The sequence below is a fragment of the Flavobacterium plantiphilum genome (genome assembly GCF_046000495.1).
In the GTDB taxonomy this organism is placed as follows: Bacteria; Bacteroidota; Bacteroidia; order Flavobacteriales; family Flavobacteriaceae; genus Flavobacterium; species Flavobacterium plantiphilum.
Map to the genome: position 1 here is coordinate 578,417 of NZ_JBELQA010000002.1, position 25,883 is coordinate 604,299.

Genomic DNA, 25,883 nt, shown 5'->3' on the forward strand with positions numbered 1-25,883 from the left:
ATAATATATATATGTGTGGAATTGTTGGTTACATAGGCCATAGAGAAGCTTATCCTGTTGTTATCAAAGGTTTAAAACGATTAGAATATCGCGGGTATGATAGTGCAGGTGTAATGATTTATGAAGAAGGAATCAAAGTTTGCAAAACAAAAGGTAAGGTAGCGCAACTAGAAGAACTTGCTTTGAAGGAGATGTCTACCAAAGGAACCATTGGGATGGGGCATACAAGATGGGCTACTCACGGGGTTCCTAATGATGTAAATTCACATCCTCATCTTTCAAACTCTGGTGAATTAGCCATTGTTCATAATGGAATTATTGAAAATTATGCACCTTTAAAAGAAGAATTAATTAATCGTGGTTACGTTTTTCATTCAGATACTGATACAGAGGTATTGGTCAATCTGATTGAGGAGGTTCAGAAGAATGAAAAAATAAAATTAGGAAAAGCAGTTCAGTTAGCATTGAATCAGGTGGTTGGTGCTTATGCAATTGCTGTTTTTGACAAAAAAAATCCTGATGAAATTGTTGCGGCTCGTTTAGGAAGTCCGCTTGCGATTGGTGTAGGTGAAGAAGAATATTTCATTGCTTCTGATGCTTCACCTTTTATCGAATATACTTCAAATGCAGTGTATTTAGAGGATGGAGAAATGGCAAATATCAATCTTCGTAAGCCAATTAAGATTAGAAAAATAAAGGATGATAGTTTGGTTGATCCTTATATTCAGGAACTTCAAATGAATTTGGAGCAGATTGAAAAAGGAGGTTTTGATCATTTTATGTTGAAAGAAATTTTTGAACAGCCTAGTGTTATCAAAGATACTTACAGAGGAAGATTGCATTCGGATAAAGGAATTGTTCAGATGGCTGGAGTTGAAGACCATTTAGAAAAATTCTTAAATGCCGACAGAATAATTATTGTAGCCTGTGGGACCTCATGGCATGCAGGTTTAGTGGCTGAATATATTATTGAAGAATTTGCTCGCGTTTCAGTAGAAGTAGAGTATGCTTCTGAATTTAGATATAGAAATCCGATAATTAAAAGTACTGATGTGGTTATTGCTATTTCACAATCGGGTGAGACAGCGGATACTATGGCAGCTATTAAATTGGCTAAGGAACAGGGGGCTTTTGTGTTTGGAGTTTGTAATGTGGTGGGGTCATCTATCTCAAGGGAGTCACATGCAGGAGCTTATACACATGCAGGACCGGAAATTGGTGTGGCATCAACAAAAGCTTTTACTACTCAAATTACCGTACTGACTATGCTGGCTTTACGTTTGGCTAAAGCGAAAGGAACATTGTCTCATTCTGATTTTCACAGGTATTTGTTAGAATTGGAATTGATTCCTGAAAAAGTTAAAGAAGCTTTAACTACTATCGAAAAAGCGAAAGAAATTGCAGCTGCTTTCAAAGATGCTCCTAATTGTTTGTATCTGGGACGTGGTTATAATTTTCCCGTAGCTTTAGAAGGAGCTTTGAAATTAAAAGAGATATCTTATATTCACGCAGAAGGTTATCCTGCCGCAGAAATGAAACACGGACCAATTGCTTTAATTGACGAACAAATGCCGGTAGTGGTAATTGCTCCAAAGCAAGGTCATTATGATAAAATAGTAAGTAACATTCAGGAAATTAAGTCCAGAAGCGGAAAAATTATTGCTGTAGTGACTAAAGGAGATACTCAGGTTAGGGAATTGGCAGATTATGTTATTGAGATTCCGGAAACATCAGATGCTTTATCGCCATTAATTACTACAATCCCATTGCAGTTATTGTCTTATTATATTGCTGTTTACAGAGATTGTAATGTAGATCAGCCTCGTAATCTGGCTAAATCTGTGACGGTAGAATAAAAGCATATTAATTGAGTCTTCCTAAAAGGCTGACAAGTTTATAAAAAAGCAAGGCAAACGCCTTGCTTTTTTGTTTTAAAAAATCAGAGAATTAATGAAAATTGAATTTTCTGCCATATTTTTTGTTAAATAATTATTTTTTTTGCTTAAATTTAAAGTGTTGAAAATTTTGAATGTTCTTGTAATGCTGTTGTAAAGTTGATTGTTTTTGAATGCTCCAACTAATAAAACTTAATCATATGAAAGCTAATTTATTTTTTTCGGTATTGTTTTTCTGTAGTATAATATATGCTCAGGATACTGTTCAGGGAGTTGTAGTTGAAAGTAATAATCAGCCTGTTGCTGGTGCAAATGTTACAGTGATTGGCGATACCGGTGTAACTGTAACTGACAGCGACGGGAAATTTATTCTTAATTCACAAAAGAAACAGCCTTATGAAATAGAAATTAGTAGTGTGGGATTTGTATCCCAAAGGATTATGGTTGCTTCAAAACAACAGATTAATGTAGTTTTACAGGAAGAGCAAAATGTGCTCAATGAAATTGTGGTGTCTGCTTCCAGAACGCCCGAAAGAGTTTTTGAATCGCCGGTTACTATTGAAAGAATGGGAATCAGTGATGTCAAGAAATCAGCATCGCCAAGTTTTTATGATGGTTTAGAGAATTTGAAAGAAGTTCAGATGAATACCAGTAGTTTGTCTTTTAAATCCATTAATACCCGTGGTTTTGCTACTGTGGCTAATTCCCGTTTTTTACAGTTAGTGGATGGAATGGATAATGCATCTCCTTTGTTAAATTTTGTTTTAGGAAACATGATTGGTATTTCTGAGATTGATGTACAAAGTGTGGAGTTGTTACCGGGGGCATCTTCGGCGTTATACGGAGCCAATGCGTTTAATGGAATTTTATTTATGAATAGTAAAAATCCGTTTCTCTATGAAGGAATTACGGCTTATGCCAAATACGGTCAAACCAGTCAAAAAGCTGCAGGAGCAAATGATTATATCGATTATGGAATCAGAATGGCGAAAGCCTTTAGCCGGCATATAGCGGGAAAGGCCAATTTTACTTATATGCGGGGTACTGATTGGTTTGCAACCAATTATGATGATAAGACAAATATCGGCAGAAATCGTTCGCATCAAAATTATGATGGAATTAATGTCTATGGAGATGAAGTTTCAACTAATATTTATACGGTAGGGCAGACTTTGGTAGCTAATAATTTACTTCCTGCTAATTTAGCTGCATTACTGCCTAATGAAAATGTTTCCAGAACAGGTTATAATGAAACAGATTTAACCGATAACAGAGCCAGTAATACAAAGATTGATCTTTCGTTGCATATCAGGCCTTTTGGTGACGAAAAGTTAGAAGTAATTCTGCAAAGTAAATTTGGTTTTGGTAACGCGGTATATCAGGGAGCCAATAGATATTATTTGAATAATTTTTTTATGCAACAGCATAAAATAGAATTTAAAGGCAAGAATTTTTTCCTGAGAGGTTATACTACGTCAGAAAACGGTGGTGACTCTTATGATATGCAATTCACGGGAATCAATATTAACAGAATGTGGAAGTCAGACAATAATTGGTTTGGTCAATATGCGGGTGCTTATTCTCAGGCTTTTGCAGGTTTGTTTGGTCCGGCTTATGCTGGAAACGCTGATGCTTCTCATACTTTTGCACGTGCCGCTGCCGAAACGGGGAGATTAGAGCCGGGTACACCGGCATTTAAGAATGCTTTTAATCAGGTGATTGCTAATCCGGATGTGTTGTCGGGTTCAAAATTGGTTGATAATTCTAAAATATATCATTCTGATGTGAATTATAATTTTAAAGATCTGATATCATTTGCTGAAATTCAGCTAGGTGGTTCTTATAGAAAGTATCAGCTGAATTCATTTGGAAGAATTTATACTGATGCCAACGGATCGATTCATTATGATGAATATGGATTGTATACGCAGCTGCAAAAGAAATTCTTAGAAGAAAGGCTTAAGTTTACTGGGTCAATCCGTTATGATAAATCTCAAAATTTCGATGGAAGTTATTCGCCAAGGGTTTCTTTAGTATATGCTGCCGGTGAATCCAGAACACATAATTTCAGAGCTTCTTTTCAAACAGGCTTTAGAAATCCTACTACTCAGGATCAGTACATTGGTTTTAATGTAGGAAATGCTGTTTTAATAGGTTCAGCTCCGGATAATTTATTGCGTTATTCTGAGACAAGAGCTGTTGCAAATGGAACCCCTGCTGTAGGACAATTATATGCAGGCGGTGCTTCTGTAATAATGACTGGTGAAAATGCATATAATAATTCATATACCGCATCTTCGGTAAGAGCCTTTGCTGCTTTTGCAGCTGCTAATCCGGGAAATACACCGGGAGCTGCTGCTTTATTACGAAAAACAGATGTGAATTATGTAAAACCCGAAGAAGTAAAAGCATTTGAGGTAGGGTATCGTTCCAGAATTAATGATATTAATATCGATATTAACGCTTATTATAATATCTATAATAATTTTATTGGAGCTGCTAATGCAGTTGCGCCACTATACGGTACTGCATCTAATACTTTTGATTTTGCCTCAGGAGCGCCTACATATGTCTCAAATTCTGAAGTTCAGTCTTTACATGCTCTTGCTAATGGGAATTTCAGAGCATATCAATTGTATACTAACACAGATGTTGAAATCAAGTCGTTTGGTTTTGGTTTGGGACTTTCCAGAAAAATATATAAAGATTTTGAATTAGGTGCAAATTATAATTATGCTGAGTTTGGTTTTGATCAGGCTAAAGATCCCAGTTTTGAAGCTGGATTTAATACCCCTAAACACAGAGTAAAAGTCTCTTTTGGGAATGAAAAATTATTTGAAAATTTCGGATTTAATATTAGCGGAAGATGGAATAGTGATTATTTATGGCAGTCTACTATGGTGGACGGAATGATTGACGGAGCAACTGTTGTTGACGCTCAAATTAACTACAGTATTCCTTCACTTAAATCTACTTTAAAAATAGGAGGATCTAATATTGGGGGGAAAGAATATGCACAGGTTTTAGGAGCCGGTTTAATTGGGCAAATGTATTTTGTTTCCTGGACCGTAAATCCATAGAAAAATCATTTTAAAAATAGTTTTAGAGAGCGTTTTAAAAGCTGTTTTAAGGTCTGGTTTTATTTTTTTATGTTTTTTAAATAAAATTGTTGATTTTTTATTTTAAAAAATTATCTTTGCGCTCTGAAAAAACACCTAAATCATTGAATTTTGATGGTGTGTATTTCATAAACCTAAATAGCTGTTTAATAAATACATAAGTAATGTCTAAAGTAATAGGAAAAGTTGCCCAAATCATTGGCCCAGTAGTTGACGTTGTTTTCAACGGTAAGGATGTTGAACTTCCAAAAATTTATGATTCATTAGAAATCACTAAAAAAGATGGTACTAAATTAATCCTTGAGGTGCAATCTCACATTGGAGAAAATACTGTACGTACCATTTCGATGGATTCAACAGATGGTTTGAGCAGAGGATATGAAGTAGTAGGAACAGGTAATCCTATTCAAATGCCGATTGGAGCAGATGTTTACGGTCGTTTATTCAACGTGGTTGGAGATGCTATTGATGGTTTGCCAGAATTGCCAAAAACAGGTGAGAACGGAATGTCAATCCACCGTCAGGCACCAAAATTCGAAGATTTATCTACATCTTCTGAAGTTTTATTCACAGGTATTAAAGTAATCGATTTGATTGAGCCTTATGCAAAAGGAGGTAAAATTGGATTGTTTGGTGGTGCCGGAGTTGGTAAAACAGTATTGATTCAGGAGTTGATTAACAATATTGCAAAAGGTCACGGTGGACTTTCAGTATTCGCAGGAGTAGGAGAAAGAACACGTGAAGGAAATGACTTGCTTCGTGAGATGTTAGAGTCAGGAATTATTAAATACGGTGAGGAATTCATGCACTCTATGGAAAATGGAGGATGGGATTTGTCTAAAGTAGATTTGCCAGGAATGAGAGAGTCTAAAGCTACTTTCGTTTTCGGACAAATGAATGAGCCACCAGGAGCACGTGCTCGTGTTGCACTTTCCGGATTATCTATCGCTGAGTATTTCCGTGATGGAGCTGGATCAGACCAAGGTAAAGACGTATTATTCTTCGTTGATAATATCTTCCGTTTTACACAAGCAGGTTCTGAGGTATCGGCACTTTTAGGTCGTATGCCATCTGCGGTAGGTTACCAACCAACATTAGCAACTGAAATGGGAGCTATGCAAGAGCGTATTACTTCTACAAACAAAGGATCTATTACATCTGTACAAGCGGTTTACGTTCCTGCGGATGACTTAACTGACCCTGCGCCAGCAACAACGTTTGCTCACTTAGATGCTACAACAGTATTGTCTCGTAAAATTGCTGAGTTAGGTATTTATCCAGCGGTAGATCCATTAGATTCTACTTCTCGTATCTTGACTCCGCATATTTTAGGAAATGAGCACTACGACTGTGCACAAAGAGTAAAAGAGATTCTTCAAAAATACAAACAATTACAAGATATCATCGCGATCTTAGGTATGGAAGAGTTATCTGAAGAAGATAAATTAGCGGTATCCAGAGCACGTCGTGTACAACGTTTCTTGTCTCAACCGTTCCACGTAGCGGAGCAATTTACAGGTATTCCAGGTGTATTAGTTGATATTAAAGATACTATCAAAGGATTTAATATGATTATTGACGGTGAATTAGATCACTTACCAGAATCAGCATTCAACCTTAAAGGAACTATCGAAGAAGCTATCGAAGCTGGAGAAAAAATGTTAGCTGAAGCGTAATAATTTGGTTGTTAGTTGTCAGTTGTCAGTTGTTAGAAAGCAACCATCAACCATCAACCATCAACTATTAACTAAAAAAAGACATGATTTTAGAAATAGTATCACCAGAAGCAAAATTATTTTCAGCAGAAGTTACTTCGGTAACTCTACCTGGAGTTAATGGAAGCTTCCAAATATTGAACAATCACGCACCAATCGTTTCTATTTTAGGAAAAGGTCTTGTGAAAATTGATGCGCCAAGTTTCAAGTTTTCTAAAGAGGTAGCAAGTAAGTTCTCTAAAGTAAATGACCATACTTATACATTAGCTATTGAGTCAGGGACTATTGAAATGAAAGACAATAAAGTAATTGTTTTAGCAGACTAAGACAATTTGCATTAATATAAAAACGTCAAGCTTTTGCTTGGCGTTTTTTTTTATTTTTGATTTATGAAAAGTTTACCCAAAAATCTCATAGCAAAACTAGAGGTAAGAACCCAAAATAACGCTTTGCGTCAATTGCCAGAGTATAATGATTTGGTCGATTTTACTTCAAACGATTATATTGGCTTTTCTAATAGCAAGCTTATTTTTGATGCTGCTCATCAGTATCTAGTTAAGAATGCTATATTTTCTAATGGAGCCACAGGTTCGCGATTAATATCAGGAAATCATAAAGTATATCAAGAAGCAGAAAATTATATTGCCCAGTTTCATCAGGCAGCGTCGGCATTGATTTTTAATTCGGGTTATGATGCCAATGTCGGTTTTTTCAGTTCGGTTCCTCAAAAAGGCGATTTGATACTTTATGACGAATTGTGTCATGCTTCCATCAGAGACGGAATCCAACTTTCAAATGCAAAATCCTATAAGTTTAAACATAACGATTTTGAAGATTTAGAAAGATTAATTTTAAAATTCAAACCAACAACCAGCAACCAGCAACCGGCAACCATTTACATTGTTACAGAAACTGTTTTTTCCATGGATGGCGATTGCCCAAATATTGAAGAATTGCTTGCAGTTTCCGAAAAGTATGGTTGTTGTGTTGTGGTTGACGAGGCGCATGCTTTGGGTGTTTATGGCGAAAATGGTAGTGGTTTGGTTCAGGAGTATGGTGTGGGAGACAAAGTTTTCGCGCGAATTATGACTTTTGGAAAAGGTTTAGGCTGTCATGGTGCAGCCGTATTAGGAAGTCAGGAATTAAAACAATATTTGGTCAATTTTGCAAGAAGTTTTATTTATACAACAGGGCTTTCTCCGCATTCTGTTGCGACTATTTTAGTTGCTTATCAGCAATTGGAAACCAAACAAAATAATATTCATTTGTTGAGAGAAAATATCATTCACTTTAATCAGCAAAAGAATTTGTTGGGTTTAAAACCGCTTTTTGTTAGATCTAAGTCAGCGATTCAAAGTGCGATTATTCCAGGGAATGATAAGGTGAAATTGATTGCTAATAAACTTCAGGAAAAAGGATTTGATGTAAAACCGATACTTTCACCAACCGTTCCAGAAGGACAAGAGCGTTTGCGTTTTTGTTTGCATGCTTTTAATTCTAAAGAGGAAATTGCGCAAGTATTACAATTGTTGAGTACTTTTGTTTTTTAGCCACGGATAATACGGATATAACTGATTTACACAGATTAAATATGGCAGACCTTTTGCATAAATCTATAACAGATTCGATTTTAAAAGTTTATTATGAGGTTTATAATGAACTCGGTTCAGGTTTTCTCGAAAAAGTGTATCAGAATGCGATGTATTTTGAATTGATTGCAAGGGGTTACAAGGTTGAAGCACAAAAGCAAATTAAAGTTTATTTTAAACAACAGCTTGTTGGGGACTACATTGCAGATTTGTTAGTTGAAAATAAAGTTATTGTTGAACTTAAGGCTTGCGAATTACTTATGAATGTTCACGTAGCACAAACAATGAATTATTTAAAAGCTACAGAAATTGAAGTCGGCTTATTATTGAATTTTGGGGAAGAACCAGAATTTAAAAGGTTTATATATACAAATGATAGAAAAATAAATTTAAAAAATCAGTGATAATCCGTACTATCCGTATTATCCGTGGCTAAAAATACATGAAATTATTTATAACAGGAATTGGAACTGATGTAGGTAAAACAATTGCTTCGGCAATCATTACTGAGGCTCTGGAGGCAGATTATTGGAAACCTATTCAGGCAGGAGATTTAGATACCTCTGATAGTCATAAAATAAAAGCTTATTTGTCAAATAGCAAGACGGTAATTCACCCGAATAGTTATGCTTTAAATACGCCTGCGAGTCCACATTTGGCAGCAGAATTAGATCATGTCATTATTGATTTAGAAAAAATAGTAGAACCAGCTACCGAGAATCATCTTGTAATAGAAGGTGCGGGCGGAATTTTTGTGCCATTGAATGATAATGAAACAATTGTCGATTTGATTCAGCCGGATTACAAGGTAATCGTGGTTTCCCGCCATTATTTAGGAAGTATTAATCATACTTTACTAACCATTGAGGCTTTGCAAAATAGAAAAATTGCTATAGCCGGAATTGTTTTCAATGGAGAAGAGAATGTAGCCACTGAATTCATTATTTTGAAAAAAACAGGAATTGACTGCATTGGAAGAATCAGTCAAGAACCTTATTTTGACCAAAATGTAATTCGTGAATATGCCGATCTGTTTCGTGAAAAATTAATTAATTTATAAGAGGAAAGAAGCAAGAAAAAAGAAGAAAGAGAACTTTTGTTTGAAATCAAGTATTAATCTTTCTTCTTGTATCTTTACTCTTTTATCTAAAAAAACAAATGACTTTAACAGAAAAAGACAGCCAATACCTTTGGCATCCTTATACCCAACATAAAACGGCTCAAACTCCGATTGCTATAACCAAAGGCGAAGGCGCTTTGCTTTGGGACGAAAATAACAAAGAATATATCGACGCAATTGCTTCCTGGTGGGTGAATCCTTATGGGCATTCGAATCGATTTATAGCCAATAGAATATACAAACAGCTTACCACTTTAGAGCATGTGCTTTTTGGCGGTTTTACCCATGAACCCGCTATTCAGGTTGCCGAGCAACTGATGAAACTATTGCCAAAAAATCAGCAAAAAATATTCTTTTCGGATAATGGTTCTACTTCGGTAGAAGTAGCCATAAAAGTGGCTTTGCAGTTCTTTTATAATAAAGGTGAAAAAAGAACGACTATAATTGCATTTGAAGATGCTTTTCATGGCGATACTTTTGCGGCAATGGCTGCCAGCGGAATTTCCTTTTACACTCAAGCTTTTCAAGGGATGTTTATTGATGTAGTGCGTATTCCGGTTCCTGTGAAAGGACAGGAACAAATCAGTTTTGATGCTTTGAAAGAAGTGATTCAGGAACATAATTGTGCGGCTTTTATTTTTGAACCTTTGGTACAAGGAGCCGCAGGAATGGTGATGTATGAAGCGGAAGCTTTGGACGAGTTAATTAAAATCTGCAAGGAAAATAAGGTGTTAACTATTGCCGATGAAGTGATGACGGGTTTTGGAAAAACAGGAAAAACTTTTGCCATGGATTATGCGCAGCAAAAACCGGATATGATGTGCTTGTCTAAAGCTTTGACCGGGGGAACCATCCCGATGGCGATTACCACTTTTACACAAGAAATATTTGATGCTTTTTATGATGAGGATATCAACAAGGCCTTATTTCACGGACATACTTTTACAGCTAATCCAACTGGTTGTGCGGCGGCATTAGCTAGTTTTGAATTGTTGCAAACTCCCGAAATGCAAGCGAATCTAGTTCGGGTAAATGCCAATCATTTGGCTTTTCAAAAACACATTGAAAAACATCCAAAAGTGACTAACACCCGGATTTTAGGGACTATTTTTGCATTGGAAATAAAGAAAGAAGGAGAGGAATCCTATTATGGAACTATGCGAACTAAATTGTATAATTTCTTTATTGAAAATGGAATTATTCTGCGTCCTGTAGGGAATATTGTTTACATTTTGCCTCCTTATATCATCACGGATGAGCAATTGCAAAAAGTGTATGAAGTAGTCGAAAAAGCTATTGATATGGTTTAAGTAGCTGATGTTTTTAAAAACTTTACGACATTTGCAGAAAATTAAATATTTTGTCACAAACAATCTCTATAACAGCCCTAGCATCCATTTCTCCATTAGGAAATGACTCCAAAACCATTTGGAAAAATTATCTTTCTGATGCGCCTTTTTTTTCAAAAAGGCATTTGGATAATCAGGAAACCTGGGTGGCTCCTTTGGATGCTACTTCGGAACAAATGGTAGCTGAATTGCAGGAATCAGATATCAAATACAAATCCTTGGATAAATCCGTTTTATATGCTATGGTGGCATCGCGTCAGGCTTTCGCTAATGCGGGATGGGATTCAGATTCCGTTTTCGGAATCAATATTGGTTCTTCGCGAGGTGCGACGGAATTGTTTGAAAAACATTACAAAGAATATTTAGACAACGGAAAATGCCAAACATTGGCTTCGCCAACTACTACATTAGGAAATATTTCTTCCTGGGTAGGACACGATTTGCAATGTACAGGACCGGAAATCTCGCATTCTATTACCTGTTCTACGGCTTTACATGCGTTATTAAATGGTGTTGCCTGGTTGCGTGCCGGTATGGTTGATAAATTTCTAATTGGTGGAAGCGAAGCGCCTTTAACTGATTTTACGATTGCTCAGATGCGAGCTTTGAAAATCTATTCGCATAGTGAAGAAGTCTATCCTAATCAAGCATTAAATTTAGAAAAAAGATTAAATTCGATGATTCTGGGTGAAGGTGCAGCAGTTTGTTGTCTCGAAATTGGGAAAAAAGATAATGCTTTGGCTTTTATTGAAGGAATAGGTTATGCTACGGAGATTTTAGAACATAATATTTCCATTTCGGCAGAAGCCACTTGTTTCCAAAAGTCAATGAAAATGGCTTTGGAAAATACCAATTTAGAAGATGTTGATGCCATTGTGATGCATGCTCCGGGAACAAAAGCAGGTGATTTGACCGAGTATAAAGCCATTCAGAAAATCTTTGGAGAAAATCTCCCTTTGTTAACTACAAACAAGTGGAAAATCGGACATACTTTCGGTGCTTCGGGAATGTTGAGTGTGGAGTTGGCTATTCTAATGATGCAACACAATCAATTCATTGGAGTCCCATTTGCGAAAGCGCAACAACAAATTAAACCCATTAAAAAAGTATTGGTAAATGCAGTAGGTTTTGGTGGAAATGCAGTGAGCGTATTATTGAGTGTTTAACCACAGAGCTCACAAAGAAGAAGGCACTAAGTCCACACTTTTTTACAGACTCAAAGATTATTTGTGGTGTTTCTTAACGTAAATGTTCTTAAGCCTTATGGTTAAAAAAGTTTCTTTTAAAATTTTTAGGACTACTGAATACTGATCACTGATCACTGTTTTCCAAATCCCGAACTTTTTCATAAACTAGGTTGCTCTCAAATCCTCGTCGGAGCATATAATCACAAAATTTCTTTCTTTTTTTTAGCGAATTGGTTTCGCGAATGGATTCCCAATTTCTGTTTGCTAAAGTTTCAAAAGTTTCAAAATATTCTTCTGGGCTAATTTCTTTTAAAGCAATATTAATCAATGTTTGGTTGATATTCCTGAATTTCAACTCATTGGTTATTCTGATTTTCCCCCAATGTTTGATGCGGTGTTTTCCTCTGGCAAAACTACAGGCAAAACGTTCTTCGTTTAGAAAATTGTCATTGATAAGATGGGTTATAATCTGGTCAATTTCTTCCGAATCCATTTTCATGTTTCGCAATTTTTGTACTACTTCCTCATGACAACGGTCTTGGTAGGCACAATAATGCTCTATTTTTTGTATGGCTTCTTTTAGGGAAAAAACTTCTTTCATCTTATCCTGATGGATTATAAATAAGGAGCAATAAAGGTACATAATTCTGGGAATAACTGCTGTCATTTGAAAAAAAAGCGGATTGGCGATGATTAATGTAGCTTAACGACTTTGTTTTACTATCTGACTTATAATGAGTTACTTTAATATGTTTCTTGCGAATGTTTAGGATTGTTAAATTTTATACTTGAGATTATGAGACTATTTTTACTTCAACTCATCTTGTTGTTTTTTGTCCTTACAAATTGTAATGCGCAATATACTATTACCGGAAATGTAAATTCAAGTTCGTACTCCTGCGCCAGTTTTTCAGGTAATTCCACTATTTATATAGGAAACGGAACAACAAGTACTAATTTGTCTATGAATCAGACTTTAGACCTTTATAATTCCTGCTCTTTAGGACCGATACAATTTGTAGTTAGAAATAATGCTTCTGTTGATTTTTCTCCTGGTAATGAGCGTTTGGTTTTACCCGCCGGATCTTCTATTATAATTGAATCAGGGGGTAGTTTAATAGGAGGAAGTTGTAATGCTTCGGAAAGAATATATATAGGTACAGACTTAATTGCCAGTTGTAATGGTGGTGCAGGAGCAGATTATGCTTTTAATCAGTTAGTTATTAATGGAGGATATAATTTTGTAAAGACAACAGTTTCACCTATCTGTGGTTCTGGTACAGCATCTGTAGCAGTTTCAGTAATTCCAACTCCTGCTGCTTCTACAACCTACAGATTATATACTGTACCAAGTGGGGGAAGTGTTGTTTCAAGTGTTACGGCTTCAACTAGTCCTTATTCTGCAACATTAACTACACCTTCGATATCAGCTACAACAACTTATTATGTGGCGGCTACTACAGGTTCAAATACGACTCCAAGAAAGGAGTTTGTTGTTACTGTAAATTCAATTCCAACTATAACAGCTACAGCCCCATCTTCTATTTGTGGTTCCGGTGTAGTAACATTAGGTGCTACTGCTTCATCCGGAACTATTAATTGGTATACAACAGCGACCGGCGGAAGTCCTGTTGCCACAGGAGTAACCTATAATACACCATCATTAACAAATACAACCACTTATTATGTTGATGCCACTAATGGTGGTTGTACGACTGCTACGAGAACGGCTGTTGTAGCAACAGTCAATAATGTACCAAATAATATAAGCAATGGTTTTTCAGCGACTACTATTTGTGCAGGAGGAAGCCCTCAACTGACTTTTGATGCTGAAGATGCTACTTTTGTATTGCCTTACAGTATCACTTATAAAAACGATGATACTTCAATCCAGTATACAGTTTCAATTCCATCAGCAGCGCCTTATAGTTTTACACCGGCAGATAACCCTACAGTTAATACAGGATATACTTTGGTATCTATATCTAATGGTACATGTACCCGAACAAGTGGTTTTGTGGATCCAGGATCTAATTTGATTGTTCGCCCTGCACCTGTTGTTACGATTAGTGGAACAACAAGCGTATGTGTTGGAAATTCATCTCCCAATATCACATTCACAAATCCTCAAACGGTAGCTGTTACAGTTACTTATACCGTAAACGGAGGAGCTAATCAACAGATCAATATTCCTGCTGGTAATACGGCAGCCGTAGCTGTTCCTACATCTACTGCGACTACATATAATTATAATTTAGTTAGTGTAGTTTATCAAACTATGCCAGGTTGTTCCAACATGATTTCTGGTAGTGCAACAATAACTGTAAATCCAATTTTGCCTGCAAATGTCACGGTGTCTGCCTCACCTTCAGGAGCAATTTGTTCAGGGACTTCAGTAACATTTACAGCTATTCCAACAAATGGTGGTACAATGCCAGTTTATCAATGGAAATTAAACGGTGGAAATGTAGGTTTAAATTCAGCCACTTACACAAATACAGCATTGACTGATGGAGATGTTGTTGCGTGTGTAATGACTTCCAATGCGACACCATGTTTGACAGCAAGTCCGGCAACGTCTAATGCTGTTACGATGACAGTTAATTTATTGCCGTCAGCTCCGGTAGTGGGAACAGTTACCCAGCCCACGTGTATGCAGCCCACAGGAAGTGTTGTATTAACTAATTTACCTGCTTCCGGTACATGGACAATAAACCCGGGTAGTTATTTGGGAACGGGGACAGCAACTACGATTTCTGGTTTGGCTGTAGGGACTCATACTTTTACAGTTTCTTATGGTAGTTGTACCTCAGTTTCATCTGTACCTGTGGTCATAAGTTCCCCTTTAATTACAACTTATAATGGTAGTAGCTGGAGTTCTACACCTGATAATACTAAAGTAGGAGTAATATCCGGATCAGGAACTATTGGAGTGGATACTGAATTATGTTCCTGTATTGTAAATACGGGAGTTGCTGCTATTGTAGCAACGGGAGTTACACTTAAACTTCAGGATAATCTTGTTGTAAACGGTTCGTTAACTTTTGAAAATAATGCCAGTCTGGTTCAGGTAAATAATGGAGCAATTAATTCTGGAAATATTCATTACAAGCGCCATACAGCAGCTGTAAGACGTTATGATTTTACGTATTGGTCCTCACCGGTTGCAGGGCAAACCATGAAAGCTTTGTCTCCTAATACACTTTTTGATAAATATTATAGTTATAACCCAAATACGGGATGGAAAATAGAATACAATGGGGTGCTTACCATGCAGCCAGGGAATGGCTATATCATTAGAGCACCACAAACATTTAGTATCACTACTGCTACGGTTGATACCAATCCTGTGTTTATAGGTGTTCCTAACAATGGAATGGTGAATATGACTTTGATGGCAAATAAAACCTATTTATTAGGAAATCCGTACCCATCGGCTATTGATGCAGATACTTTTTTAGATGTAAATGCCGGCGTTTTGGAAGGAACCCTTTATTTCTGGACACACAATACGCCACCAAATATTAACATTGCAGGAGATGCTATTTACAACTATACTTCTGATGATTATGCTACTTATAACAGAACCGGAGGAGTGAGTACAAGTATTTCTGCAATTTCGGGAGGTGCTGTACCAACAGGGAAAATTGCAGCTGGTCAGGGATTTTTTGCACCTGCAAGCGCTTCTGGAGGAAATTTAGTTTTTAACAATGCTATGCGTATTTCCGGTGGTTTGTCAGGTGTAAATAATTCTCAGTTTTTTAAATTAAATCCTGCAGCTAAAAGTGCTGCAACAACTGTCACAGCTGATAAACATCGTATCTGGCTGAATTTAACTAACAATCAGGGGGCTTTTAAACAAACTTTGATTGGTTACCTAACCGGAGCAACCAATAATTATGATCCAGGCTACGATGGAGTGACTTATAATGGAAATCAGTTTATTGATTTTTATAGTATAAATCAAGGAATAAATTTAGTAATTCAGGGAAGAGCATTGCCATTTGAAGAAAAAGACACCTTAATTCTGGGTTATAAATCGACTATCAGAGGAGATTTTAAAATCAGCATTGACCACACGGATGGAATAATAGATATGCAACAGGTTTTTCTTGAAGACCAGGATTTGCAGCTATTACATGACCTTAAAAAAGAGCCTTATACTTTTACTACCGAAAAAGGAACTTTCAATAATCGTTTTGTCTTGCGTTATCAAACTAAAAGTAATACTGATAAAACAGTAAAAAAAATAGCTTTAGTAGACCATGCTGCTTCCGTTACAGTGTTTGATAAGGAAATAAGACTCAGTTCATCCGAAAGTTTTATTTCTAAAGTCAGTATTTATGACGTTTCCGGAAGTCTTATTTATCAAAACGAGGCAGTGAAAGCAAATGATTTTATCATCCGGAATTTAAATGTAGCCCATCAGGTATTGCTAATCAATATGGTTTTGGCTAACGGGGAAAATAGTGTAACAAAGATTGTCTACTAAGATTATTTTTTTGAGATTCTTTCGCTCACAAAAGACTGACAGAAACCGATTTATTACCAGAAATCCGGATAAAAAAATGTTGATTAAATTCTTTCGGCAGAATAATAATTACATTCCTTAAACCAAACCCTAATAATTGTGAAAACCAGACGGTCTCAAAATCAGTCTGGTTTTTTTTAGGAATATCGCGCCATACTAAGACTATAGCAAACCTTACTGTTTTTTTAGATGTTATCTTTTGAGTAAATAGGCGGGTCTGGCTTTTTTGTAGATGGTGCTTAAAAAAGCCGGGTGTGTCATTATTTTTATAGCCATTCGTTGCTTTTTAGTATGTCATGCCTATTGTTTCAGTAGGCTGGCTTATTGCTTTTAAGCCCTGCCTCGGGTTTAAAAACTATTAGGCTTTTTTTTAAACTAAAATCCAGATAAAGGTGTATGTTAAAAAAAAAGTACTAAAGCATTGTTATTCAGTATTCTGATAAAGCTGCTTTAAATACCTGTGTTAGTGCTGAAAAACGGTAGCTTAACGACTATAAATGCAGATAAACGACTTTGTTTTACAGTGCTGTTTTCTATCATTTATTTTGACCCAAATTTAAGATTAGCCCCTTTTTTGATTTTATAAATACTACTATGAAGAAAATTTTACTTATTATAATTTTATTCCCTTTTTTAGCCTTTACACAGATAACTGGTGATTATCGTTCTGCTGGTAATGGAAACTGGACAGTACTAACAAGTTGGGAACGCTATAACGGTACAACATGGGGGACACCCACTTCAGGACAGGGATATCCCGGACAGAATTCTGGGACAGGTACTGTAACAGTTCGCGATTCCAATGTTATTACAGTAAATACTAATATCGCTAATAGTTTTGTTTCTTTGGTTATTGGTACAGGAACAGGGGGGAAATTAATTGTTGATGGAACTGTAACAGTCAATACTATGAGTGTTAGGGTTAATTCTGCTGGTCTTATGTCTTTTGTGGGTAATAGTCAAATAAATTTTCCAACTAATACTTCATTTGTTATTAATGGTTCTGGTAAATTAGTGTCTCAAAGTAATCCATGCAGTAACCAAACAGCTCTTTATATAGGAAGTACTAAGGTGTCTGCTTGTACTGGAGGTGGAGGAGCTCTCTCTAATTTTGATAGTTTTAGTAGTGGTGGTGGGACTGGTAGTGCAACTTCAAATTCTCCCGCATGTGCAGGGAACTCTTTAATTCTTACAGCTATTCCGCCTACAGCAACATCTGGTTCTTATACATATACTTACAGATGGTCGGGTAATGGGATCTATTATAATCCTGATTTTAGTACTACAGCTACGTATACCATAGAGGGTGTTAATATTTATAATCATGGGGGAGTTTATACTGTTGAAATTAAAAGGAATGATGGTTTTATTTCGACAGTGTCAACAAATGTTGTGGTAAATAATTCAATAGCAGCTCCTACCAATACAAGGGTAGATAACGTTAATTGGTGTACAGCTACAATAAGGTGGGATGGAGACGCTACAAATTTTAATTTAGATGTGGCAACAACTAATACATTTTCTGCGGGGACTATTCTTCCTGCCTATAATAATTTGAGTGTAGGAAATGTGAGAGATTTAATTCTATCGGGATTATCATCAAACACTACTTACTATTTTAGAGTTAAATCATCTGGAAATTGTGCGTCAACTAGTTATTCTCCATTTGCTAGTTTTACGACTACGACTATAGCGGCACCTGTAGCCAATTCGGGATATGGAAGTTGCAATGATTGGGTAGCACAATGGAACGGGGTTTACAATGTAAGTGGTCAGGAAGTTGATGGATACTTTTTAGATGTAGCAATTGATAATACTTTTACAAATTATGTTAACGGTTATCAAAATTTATATGTTGATAAGTCCAGTAACCGTAACTATACTATAACAGGTTTGGCCCTTGGAGGGGTTTATTATTATAGATTAAGAGCAAAAACAAGTTGCGGGGTAAGTGGTAACTCAAATGTAGTTACTTTTACTGAAAAAGGTAATGATTCTTCAACTCCTGGTACTATCAGTGGTGGGTCAACATCTATTTGTGTGGGTAGCACTGCTACATTTATAAAAGATCCAAATTTTTGGTCTTCTACAGGAACAGGTACTTGGTCAATTTTTAATCAAACGGGAAGTGCTACTATAACACAGGCAGGAGTTGTTACAGGTGTTAGTGTAGGGACTGTTAAGGTTATTTTTACTACTTATAATGGTGGTTGTGGAACGTCAACTTCTACAGATTTAATAGTTACATCAGGCAGTGTTGTAGGTACAGCTTCTGCAAGTCCAATATTATGTGCTAATACTGCAATGTCTAATATTACACATACTACAACTGGAGCAACAGGAATAGGTACTCCGTTAAATTTACCTGCAGGAGTAACAGCTTCTTGGTCTTCTAATGTTATTACAATCAGTGGTACACCTACACAATCTGGTACTTTTAATTATAGTATACCTTTAACTGGTGGTTGTGGAAGTGTTAGTGCTACAGGAACTATTGTTGTTAATACTATTCCGTCTACTCCTACGGTGGGTACACCGACAAATCCAACTTGTACAAGACCAACAGGTAGTGTTACTTTAAGTGGGCTGCCTTCATCTGGAACTATTCTTCAAACAGGAGAACGTCCGGATAATATCTCAATTACAACCGGTGGGTCGCAAACAATAACAGGACTTTTACCAGGTACTTATTATTTTGCAGTTGATAATGGAAGTTGTATTTCTGCTGTTTCTACTGTTGTAGAAATTATTGCTCCAGAAACAAACACATGGTCATCTGGATCTTGGAGTAAAGGAACACCAACTATTAATCAAAGATTAGTTTTTGCTTCAGATTATACAAATGCTAATGATGTTGATTTAGTAGGTTGTTCTTGTCAGGTTACAGGTTCAGTGGCTGTTACCATAAAATCTGGTCGTACTTTAAAAATTGAAAATGGGGTGGAGGTTCAGCCAAACGCAACATTGACTTTCGAAAACAATGCGAGTTTAGTTCAGGAGAATGAAGATCCTAATATTAATTCAGGAAATATTAGTTATAAACGTTTATCCAAAAATTTAAATCGTTATGATTTTACCTATTGGTCGTCGCCGGTTGCAGGGCAAACTTTAAAAGCTTTGTCGCCTAATACGCTTTTTGACAAATATTACAGCTATAATAATGGTTGGATAGTTTCGTATAATGGAGTGGATACAATGAAAAACGGACATGGTTACATTATTAGAGCACCGCAAACGTTTTTCATTGAAGGAAAAGGACCAGCAGAAGATTACTTAGCCACTTTTACAGGAGTGCCTCATAATGGTGTAGTTACTTTATCAGGATTAGCAGCAAATCAGGCTCATTTATTAGGAAATCCATATCCATCCGCTATTGATGGAGATAAATTTTTAGAGAAAAATGAGGATGTGTTAGAAGGAACGCTGTATTTCTGGACACATAATACGGAAATTCAATTAGCTACCAATATCACTAACGGAACTGCCGGTTCAGGAACTTATGCTTATACTTCTGATGATTATGCAACTTACAACAGGTCAGGGGGAATTGCAACCCGTCCCGCAATTAGTGGGGGAGCTCCACCAACAGGTAAGATTGCAGCAGGTCAGGGGTTCTTTGCACCAGTAAAAGCAACAGGAAATGTAGAGTTTAATAATACCATGCGAATTTCTGGAGGGGCTTCAGGAACAAATAATTCACAGTTTTTTAAATTAACTAGTGGTAAAGCTGCAACAACTACGGTAGCTAAAACAGAGAAAAACCGTATTTGGCTAAATTTAACTAATACACAAGGTGCTTTCAAACAAACATTAGTGGGATATATTACAGGAGCAACTAATAATTATGAAGGTGGTTTTGACGGTATTACTTATGACGGGAATTCATTTGTTGATTTTTATAGTATAAATCAAGATGTAAATTTAGCTATTCAGGGACGTGCTTTGCCTTTTACTAAAAAAGATTCTGTGGCATTAGGATATAAATCAGCAATTAAAGGAGAGTTCCAAATCAGTATTGACCATACTGACGGTGCACTGTCTTCACAAAATGTATTTATTGAAGATAAGGATTTAAAAGTGCTTCATGATCTTAAAAAAGGGGCATATACTTTTAGTACCGAAAAAGGTTTTTTCAATAACCGTTTTGTGTTGCGTTATGTAGATAAAAATGCTGTTGAAGAAGTTATAGAGCCGCAATTACCTGAAGAAGTATTAAATAAAGAAATTACGGTTGCGGTTAAAAATAAGTCGATTATCGTGGATTCTCCGCTGGTATTAATTGATAAGGTGGTGGTATATGATGTAGCTGGAAGAAAGTTATATCAAAAAGAAAAAACAGATGCCAATGCGTTAGTTATCGATTCTTTAATTTCCGGTCATCAGGTATTAATAGTTGATATTGTATTGATAGATGGTACAAAACTCAGCAGAAAGATTGTTTATTAGTTTTAAAATTGATTTTAAAAAGTCCCGATTACGCTATGTAGTCGGGATTTTTTTTGTGCTGTATCCACAAAGATTGCCTGCATTCGTGACTAAAAGAATAGCCCACAGATTGTACTGATTTTACAGATAAATACTGATCTTATCTAAAAGATTTAAAAAATATAATTTGCGAATTTGTGGTATAGTCTAAAGTTTTTTACAGATTAATTCGTGTATTCGTGGCTAAAAAAGGTCTACTATAATATCCATTCTTTTAATTCCTTGAGATTTCTATCAAATTAGTTTTTCAATTAAGTGTTTTATTAACGCTTTTTCTTATGATTTAATCTGTTGTAAATTAATGGAGTTACTTAAATTAAGGATTTCTTTGCTGTAGCTTTTGACTTTATTTTATTGTTAAAAGCTGTATTTTAACAGTGTAAAACTTCCGTTAAACGATTTTTTTAGTAATTTTATGTCAGATTTTTAGACCCCCTAAAAAATTGTGTTCACCTGATACATTTGGTATCGGGCGGGCTATATAATTTTTTAATATAGGGTTATGAATAAAAATTACTTTACCTCCTTTGTACCAATAAACTCGCTTAAAACCTGCTGTTTTTTATTGGTAATTTGTTTTTTACTTTCCGTTTCGATTGCTGCTCAAACAACAAAAACCTTAATGAGTTCCGGTACTCTTGAAATTCCTGCCGGTGTCACCAGTTTGTCCGTTCAGGCCTGGGGTGCCGGTGGAGGAGGAGGAGGTGCAGACAAACTAGTAGGTTTAGTTAGTCTTCTTGCTGCTGGTGGTGGTGGTGGTGGTGGTGCTTTTAATACAGGAAATGTGAATGTTGGTACAAGTCCTAATAATGTAAGAGTTAATTATGTTGTTGGTATTGGTGGTGCAGGAGAAATTTCACCTACAAATCGTAATGGCGCTCCTGGAGGGGCAAGTACTTTTCCATCATCTACTGTTCCTGCTTTTTTATATACATCAGTTGTTGCTAATGGTGGAACCGGAGGTAATAAAGGAGGAGTAAATTTGACAACATTAGTAGGTGATGGTGGTGCTGGCGGTGTAGGATTATATTCAGGTGGAAAGGGTAATTCGGCAAGTCTTCTGAACCTTGGTCTTACGTTAGTTAGTGGTGGTGGTGGTGGTGGTGCAGGATCTAATGGTAATGGATTAAATAGTACGAATGGAGTATTATCCAGAGCAGGTGGAGCAGGTGGAGCAGGAACTTCAGTTGATGAAATGGGAGGTTCAGGTGCTGATGGTTTAGTGGGACAAATTAATGTATTAGGAGCTATAACACTTGGTGGTACTAGTAATGGTGAAGATGGTTTTGCCCCTGGTGGTGGTGGTGGTGGTGGTGCTATATTGTTGAATGTTCTAGGTTCTGGGATTAGAGGTGGAAAAGGTGGTGACGGTCAAATAAAAGTAACTTATACTTGTCCAACTTATAGCATTACAAGTTTAAGTGCTGATGCTGATTGCGAACAAAGCCGAACTATTACATTGCATTCCACGCCTGAAGGATTACCCATAGGGACATATACCGTAACTTATACCATTGATGGAGGGGTCGTGCCCCCACCTCCGGCTACAATGGTTGTTGGAACAGCCGGAACAGGAACTATTGAAGTTCAGGAGTTACGTACTGTAGGTGTAACTACAGTTACTATAACCCACCTTAGCTCTGTTGATTGTTCTACAGCAGTGAATGCTTCAATAATTTTTGACCGCCCTGCTGTACCTGTTCAAGGAACAATAACTCATCCAACATGTGCTGAGCCAACGGGAAGTGTGGAATTGAGCGGCTTGCCAGACGGTTCTTGGACTATTAATCCGGGAGAATATGCCGGAACAGGCTCTACAGCGACCATTTCAGGATTAGCTTCAGGAACACAAAGTTTTGTTGTTTCTAAGGGAGATTGTAGTTCTCAAACAGTTTCTGTTCCGTTTACGGTGGTTATTAATGATCCACCTCCTGTAAGAACCTGGGAAGATGGTGAATGGGATGAGGTTCCTACTCTGGAAAACAAAGTGATTTTTGCGAGTAATTATGATGAGGATGCCGATGTTCAGGCTTGTTCCTGTAAAGTGAATACAGGAGCATATGTGGTGTTTAAAACAGGTCGTTATTTGCAAATTAGGAATGAATTAGTGGTGGATGATGGAGGTTCATTGACATTTGAAAATAATGCAAGTTTAGTCCAGATGAATGATGCTGCTGTAAATTTGGATTCGGGAAATATTATTTATAAGCGTCATACCATGCCAGTAAAACGTTATGATTTTACTTATTGGTCATCACCGGTTGCGGGACAAATGATGAAAGCTTTATCTCCTCATACACTTTTTGATAAATATTACAGTTATGATCCTGTTATGGGGTGGGAAATAGAGTATAACGGAGGAGTACTTCCAATGGTGGCTGGGAATGGTTATATTATCAGAGCACCCCAAACCTTCAGCATTACAGATGCAGCTATTGATGCTAGTCCGGTTTTTGAAGGGAAACCAAATAATGGTGAATTTACAAAAAATATAGCCGGAAATCGCGTTCATTTGTTAGGGAATCCTTATCCTTCGGCTCTTGATGCTGATGCTTTTTTAACTGCTAATATGGATATTGATCCAGTGACTGGAGATAATAATGGTCCTCTGGATGGGACGCTGTATTTCTGGACTCATAACTCACCGCCAAGTGATAATGCTGATCCTTTTCTCGGAAATGATAACGCTCCTGCAAATGATCCTGCAATCTACAATTATACGACCAGTGATTATGCAGGTTATAATCTAACAGGCGGTGTAGGAACTGCGGCTACAGTTGATAGCGATGCTAATGATCCCAATGACAATAATAATTTAAGTGTTCCAACGGGGTTAATTGCAGCTGCACAGGGATTTTTTGCTCCGGCAAGTGCAACGGGGGGTGATATCGTATTTAATAACAGTATGCGCTTTACCATTAACGAAGAGGAGGAAGAAGAGGTAATGGATAATTCGCAGTTTTTTAAATTAGGAAAGTCAGGTAAATCAACTGTGAAAATCGAGAAGAATAGATTGTGGCTGAATTTGACAAATGCAGAAGGAGCTTTTAAGCAAACATTAATTGGTTACATTACTGGAGCGACTAATGATTATGAGGGAAGATTTGATGGGGTGAGTTATGATGGCAATCAATTTGTGGATTTTTATAGTGTAAACCAAGATGTGAATTTGGCTATTCAGGGGCGTGCGTTACCATTTCAGGAACAAGATTCGGTAGCATTGGGTTATAAATCAACTATTAAAGGCGATTTTAAAATCAGTATTGATCATAGTGATGGTGTTTTGGCTTCGCAAAAAGTATTCTTAGAAGACAAATTGTTAGCAGTGCTGCACGATTTAAAAGAGCCTTACTCGTTTACTACCGAAAAAGGAATTTTTAACAATCGTTTTATATTGCGTTATCAGGATAAAGATGCTTTGACAGAAGATGTTAGCGATATGGCTGTTGAAGGAGTTGTTATTTCGAATCAGAACAAAGTAATCACTATTAATACTTCAGATGAAATCATTAAAACTATTTACGTTTATGATTTTTCGGGAAGCTTGATCTATTCGGATACGGAAGTTAATTTAGAAACTGTAACTATTAGTAATATATCAGGAGTACATCAGGTTTTGATTGTAAAAGCAGTATTAGAAAATGGTAAAACAGCAGTGAAGAAAATAATCTATTAATGATTTTACATGCATAAAAAAATCCATTAGCATTAGACTAATGGATTTTTTTTGTATTCAAAAAGGTATTTATTTGCCTTTAATGGATGCTTCCACATTACGTTCAATAGTGTGTCCCGGACGAGACCATTTTGGTTTTTCGCCAAGAGGCGCAAATTGAGAATCGGCAGCTTCAACAGTTTGTGGCTGTGAAACTTTAGTAAATGGTTTTTGTGGATTTAAACCTAACATTTCAAACATTTTCATGTCTTCGTTTACATCAGGATTTGGTGTTGTTAGAAGTTTATCTCCCGCAAAAATAGAATTAGCGCCTGCAAAAAAGCACATTGCTTGTCCTTCACGACTCATATTTGTTCTTCCGGCTGAAAGGCGAACCTGAGTTTCCGGCATGACAATACGGGTAGTGGCTACCATTCGAATCATTTCCCATATTTCAACCGGTTTTTCTTCTTCCATTGGTGTTCCTTCCACAGCAACTAAAGCATTAATAGGTACTGATTCAGGTTGTGGGTTTAAAGTAGAAAGAGCTACCAGCATTCCGGCGCGGTCTTCGATACTTTCCCCCATTCCGATAATTCCTCCGCTGCATACCGTAACATTTGTTTTACGAACATTTTCTATCGTTTCCAGACGGTCTTCAAAACCTCTGGTGGAAATAACATCTTTATAATATTCTTCAGAAGTATCTAAGTTGTGATTGTAAGCATATAAACCTGCTTCAGCTAATCGTTGTGCCTGATTTTCGGTAATCATACCGAGTGTACAACACACTTCCATATCAAGTTTATTGATAGTGCGTACCATTTCAAGAACCTGATCAAATTCGGGTCCGTCTTTCACGTTTCTCCAGGCTGCTCCCATACATACGCGGGAAGAACCTGTAGATTTTGCACGCAAAGCTTGTGCTTTAACCTGGCTCACACTCATTAAGTCATTTCCTTCAACACCTGTATTATAGCGTGCTGCCTGAGGACAATAACCACAATCTTCAGGACATCCGCCTGTTTTAATGGATAATAATGTAGATACCTGAACCACATTTGGGTCGTGGTGTTCTCTATGAATAGAAGCTGCTTCAAAAAGCAAATCCATCATAGGTTTGTTATATATAGCAATAATTTCTTCTTTAGTCCAGTCGTGTTTTGTAATACTCATTGTATTGTATTTTTTGATGCGTCAAAAGTAGTCAAATTGTTCAAAATAGCAATGCAATAGCT

The 25,883-nt window shown here is 36.6% G+C and carries 14 protein-coding genes; 12 read left to right on the top strand and 2 right to left on the bottom strand.

What is annotated here, in order from left to right; all coding sequences use genetic code 11:
- Positions 1-11: 11 nt before the first annotated feature.
- The 9 genes from glmS to ABS764_RS05235 all read left to right on the top strand — a co-directional run bounded on the left by glmS (position 12) and on the right by ABS764_RS05235 (position 11,953).
- On the top strand, positions 12-1,856 hold the full coding sequence (glmS, locus tag ABS764_RS05195) for a glutamine--fructose-6-phosphate transaminase (isomerizing) (protein WP_408080672.1): 1,845 nt from the start codon (positions 12-14) through the stop codon (positions 1,854-1,856).
- A 239-nt stretch (positions 1,857-2,095) separates the two neighbouring features.
- Positions 2,096-4,975, top strand: coding sequence for a TonB-dependent receptor domain-containing protein (locus tag ABS764_RS05200; RefSeq protein WP_408080674.1), 2,880 nt, complete (start codon positions 2,096-2,098; stop codon positions 4,973-4,975).
- Positions 4,976-5,178: 203 nt separating this feature from the next.
- Positions 5,179-6,690 carry a F0F1 ATP synthase subunit beta gene (gene atpD, locus ABS764_RS05205; RefSeq protein WP_408080676.1) on the top strand — a complete coding sequence of 504 codons (1,512 nt, stop codon included), beginning with the start codon at positions 5,179-5,181 and terminating at the stop codon, positions 6,688-6,690.
- 83 nt (positions 6,691-6,773) lie between these two features.
- Positions 6,774-7,055 carry a F0F1 ATP synthase subunit epsilon gene (locus ABS764_RS05210; protein WP_408080678.1) on the top strand — a complete coding sequence of 94 codons (282 nt, stop codon included), beginning with the start codon at positions 6,774-6,776 and terminating at the stop codon, positions 7,053-7,055.
- Between the two features lie 63 nt (positions 7,056-7,118).
- Positions 7,119-8,279 (top strand): aminotransferase class I/II-fold pyridoxal phosphate-dependent enzyme, encoded by a 1,161-nt coding sequence (locus ABS764_RS05215; RefSeq protein WP_408080680.1) that lies wholly within the window; start codon positions 7,119-7,121, stop codon positions 8,277-8,279.
- A gap of 41 nt (positions 8,280-8,320) precedes the next feature.
- Positions 8,321-8,722 (top strand): GxxExxY protein, encoded by a 402-nt coding sequence (locus ABS764_RS05220; RefSeq protein WP_408080682.1) that lies wholly within the window; start codon positions 8,321-8,323, stop codon positions 8,720-8,722.
- Positions 8,723-8,760: 38 nt separating this feature from the next.
- Positions 8,761-9,378 (top strand): dethiobiotin synthase, encoded by a 618-nt coding sequence (gene bioD, locus ABS764_RS05225; RefSeq protein ID WP_408080684.1) that lies wholly within the window; start codon positions 8,761-8,763, stop codon positions 9,376-9,378.
- A 98-nt stretch (positions 9,379-9,476) separates the two neighbouring features.
- Positions 9,477-10,748 carry an adenosylmethionine--8-amino-7-oxononanoate transaminase gene (gene bioA / locus ABS764_RS05230; RefSeq protein WP_408080686.1) on the top strand — a complete coding sequence of 424 codons (1,272 nt, stop codon included), beginning with the start codon at positions 9,477-9,479 and terminating at the stop codon, positions 10,746-10,748.
- A 50-nt stretch (positions 10,749-10,798) separates the two neighbouring features.
- Complete coding sequence (locus ABS764_RS05235) at positions 10,799-11,953, top strand: beta-ketoacyl synthase N-terminal-like domain-containing protein (RefSeq protein WP_408080688.1); 1,155 nt, start codon at positions 10,799-10,801, stop codon at positions 11,951-11,953.
- A 145-nt stretch (positions 11,954-12,098) separates the two neighbouring features.
- On the opposite strand, the gene ABS764_RS05240 is transcribed toward ABS764_RS05235, so the two are convergent.
- Positions 12,099-12,575, bottom strand: a complete 477-nt coding sequence (locus tag ABS764_RS05240) for a regulatory protein RecX (RefSeq protein ID WP_408080754.1) — start codon at positions 12,573-12,575, stop codon at positions 12,099-12,101.
- A gap of 195 nt (positions 12,576-12,770) precedes the next feature.
- On the opposite strand from ABS764_RS05240, the gene ABS764_RS05245 reads away from it, so the two are divergent.
- The 3 genes from ABS764_RS05245 to ABS764_RS05255 all read left to right on the top strand — a co-directional run bounded on the left by ABS764_RS05245 (position 12,771) and on the right by ABS764_RS05255 (position 24,666).
- Entirely contained in the window at positions 12,771-16,466 is a 3,696-nt protein-coding gene (locus tag ABS764_RS05245; protein WP_408080690.1) for an Ig-like domain-containing protein, read from the top strand.
- Positions 16,467-17,099: 633 nt separating this feature from the next.
- Positions 17,100-20,951: a T9SS sorting signal type C domain-containing protein gene (locus ABS764_RS05250; RefSeq protein WP_408080692.1), complete on the top strand. Its 3,852-nt coding sequence runs from the start codon at positions 17,100-17,102 to the stop codon at positions 20,949-20,951.
- 541 nt (positions 20,952-21,492) lie between these two features.
- Positions 21,493-24,666 carry a glycine-rich domain-containing protein gene (locus ABS764_RS05255; RefSeq protein WP_408080694.1) on the top strand — a complete coding sequence of 1,058 codons (3,174 nt, stop codon included), beginning with the start codon at positions 21,493-21,495 and terminating at the stop codon, positions 24,664-24,666.
- Positions 24,667-24,735: 69 nt separating this feature from the next.
- Here ABS764_RS05255 and bioB read toward each other — a convergent pair whose 3' ends face one another.
- Complete coding sequence (gene bioB / locus ABS764_RS05260) at positions 24,736-25,821, bottom strand: biotin synthase BioB (protein WP_408080696.1); 1,086 nt, start codon at positions 25,819-25,821, stop codon at positions 24,736-24,738.
- Positions 25,822-25,883: the final 62 nt, after the last annotated feature.

Coding starts and splice junctions, on each gene's coding strand:
- glmS (WP_408080672.1), top strand. CDS start 12: ATGTGTGGAATTGTTGGTTACATAGGCCATAGAGAAGCTTATCCTGTT.
- ABS764_RS05200 (WP_408080674.1), top strand. CDS start 2,096: ATGAAAGCTAATTTATTTTTTTCGGTATTGTTTTTCTGTAGTATAATA.
- atpD (WP_408080676.1), top strand. CDS start 5,179: ATGTCTAAAGTAATAGGAAAAGTTGCCCAAATCATTGGCCCAGTAGTT.
- ABS764_RS05210 (WP_408080678.1), top strand. CDS start 6,774: ATGATTTTAGAAATAGTATCACCAGAAGCAAAATTATTTTCAGCAGAA.
- ABS764_RS05215 (WP_408080680.1), top strand. CDS start 7,119: ATGAAAAGTTTACCCAAAAATCTCATAGCAAAACTAGAGGTAAGAACC.
- ABS764_RS05220 (WP_408080682.1), top strand. CDS start 8,321: ATGGCAGACCTTTTGCATAAATCTATAACAGATTCGATTTTAAAAGTT.
- bioD (WP_408080684.1), top strand. CDS start 8,761: ATGAAATTATTTATAACAGGAATTGGAACTGATGTAGGTAAAACAATT.
- bioA (WP_408080686.1), top strand. CDS start 9,477: ATGACTTTAACAGAAAAAGACAGCCAATACCTTTGGCATCCTTATACC.
- ABS764_RS05240 (WP_408080754.1), bottom strand. CDS start 12,575: ATGAAAGAAGTTTTTTCCCTAAAAGAAGCCATACAAAAAATAGAGCAT.
- ABS764_RS05245 (WP_408080690.1), top strand. CDS start 12,771: ATGAGACTATTTTTACTTCAACTCATCTTGTTGTTTTTTGTCCTTACA.
- ABS764_RS05250 (WP_408080692.1), top strand. CDS start 17,100: ATGAAGAAAATTTTACTTATTATAATTTTATTCCCTTTTTTAGCCTTT.
- ABS764_RS05255 (WP_408080694.1), top strand. CDS start 21,493: ATGAATAAAAATTACTTTACCTCCTTTGTACCAATAAACTCGCTTAAA.
- bioB (WP_408080696.1), bottom strand. CDS start 25,821: ATGAGTATTACAAAACACGACTGGACTAAAGAAGAAATTATTGCTATA.